The sequence below is a fragment of the Marinomonas hwangdonensis genome (assembly GCF_003721245.1).
Taxonomy (GTDB): domain Bacteria; phylum Pseudomonadota; class Gammaproteobacteria; order Pseudomonadales; family Marinomonadaceae; genus Marinomonas; species Marinomonas hwangdonensis.
In genome coordinates this window covers 1-1,299 of sequence record NZ_RIZG01000023.1, presented here as the reverse complement: position 1 = coordinate 1,299, position 1,299 = coordinate 1, and the positions used below count along the sequence as shown (strand labels likewise).

Below are 1,299 nucleotides of genomic sequence, written 5' to 3'. Positions count from 1 at the left end.
TGTGTCGTCCTAAAATAGGTTGACAGTTTTTAGGCCAGCTCCTGTAGCTGGCCTTTCTCTTTTCGCACTTGATTCGGTGTTTTCATCTTGAGGCTCAAGTGCGGCCTTAAATGATTATAAGTGTTTACAGATTCATCAATTAAAACAGCTAGATCCTCGAAGGTCTTGCAATCATATATCAGAAACTCTTGTTTCAAAATTCCGTTCACTCTCTCTGCTAGAGCATTCTGGTAACAATCATACCCATCCGTCATTGATGGCATTATCCCTGCCTTCGATAATTCAGATTGATAGGTTTCAGAGCAATACTGAAGTCCACGATCCGAATGATGAATCGCACCTCTATAAAAATCATTTCCTTTCACTGCCATTTTTAAGGCCTTAACGACCTGAACAGCTTTCATATCTCGACTCAGGTGGTGCCCAACAATTTCTCTTGAGTAAGCGTCAGTCACTAATGATAAGTAATGGACACCTTCAGTAGATTCCACATAAGTAATATCACTTACAAGCACTTCTCCAGGTCGTGTTATTTCTTTGTCTTTAAGTAAGTTAGGGTGCTTTCTCATCCAGTGCTTACTAAACGTCGTTTTAGTAAAGCTCTTTTTTGGTTTTACTAATAGCCCTTCCTTTCGTAAGTAGTTAAATAGCCCATCTCGGCCTAATTTAATACCCGCTTCTAATAAATCACTTTTGATTAACCGATACAGCTTTTTCGCACCCAATCTAGGCATGAACTGACGCCAATAAAGCACTTTCTCTTTAACGGGAGCCAGCTCTTCTCGTCGAGCTTCCCATCGCGCAACAGATTGATAGACTGCTTGTCTCGATATGCCAAACACTCTACAAGCACCTGCTAGCGAGACTTGCTGTCTTTCTTTGGCTTGCCAGATGTACCGGATAAATACTTTTTTCGCAGGCCAGCTCCATATTCTTTGTCCATTATATCAACCATGCCGTTTAGGACTTGGTTTTTAAGCTTTTCATCTGCTAGCTCACGCTCGAGGCGTTTGATCTTTTCTGCTGGAGTTTCTTTTGAATTAGGCATAAGAGGATATAAAAATGGTTTAGACCAATCTAATTTACCATGCTTTCTTAGCCAAACAAGAACGGTGGATCTACCTTGAATGCCGAAGTGAACTTGGGCCTGTTTATAAGTCATTTCGCCTTTTTCTACACGCTCAACTACCCCTAATTTAAAAGCCATTGAATAGTCACGCTGTGTGCGCTTAATACACTTGATACCTGATGTCGCCATAAAGAAGTCCTCTTTATGTCAACGTATTTTAGGATGGGACA

The 1,299-nt window shown here is 40.9% G+C and carries 1 protein-coding gene; it reads right to left on the bottom strand.

What is annotated here, in order from left to right; genetic code table 11:
• Positions 1 to 29: 29 nt before the first annotated feature.
• A protein-coding gene (locus EBI00_RS15890) for an IS3 family transposase (RefSeq protein ID WP_123096908.1) occupies positions 30 to 1,258 on the bottom strand; the annotation gives its coding sequence in 2 pieces (ribosomal slippage) (positions 30 to 907 and positions 907 to 1,258; 1,230 coding nt in all).
• Between the last annotated feature and the right edge of the window lie 41 nt (positions 1,259 to 1,299).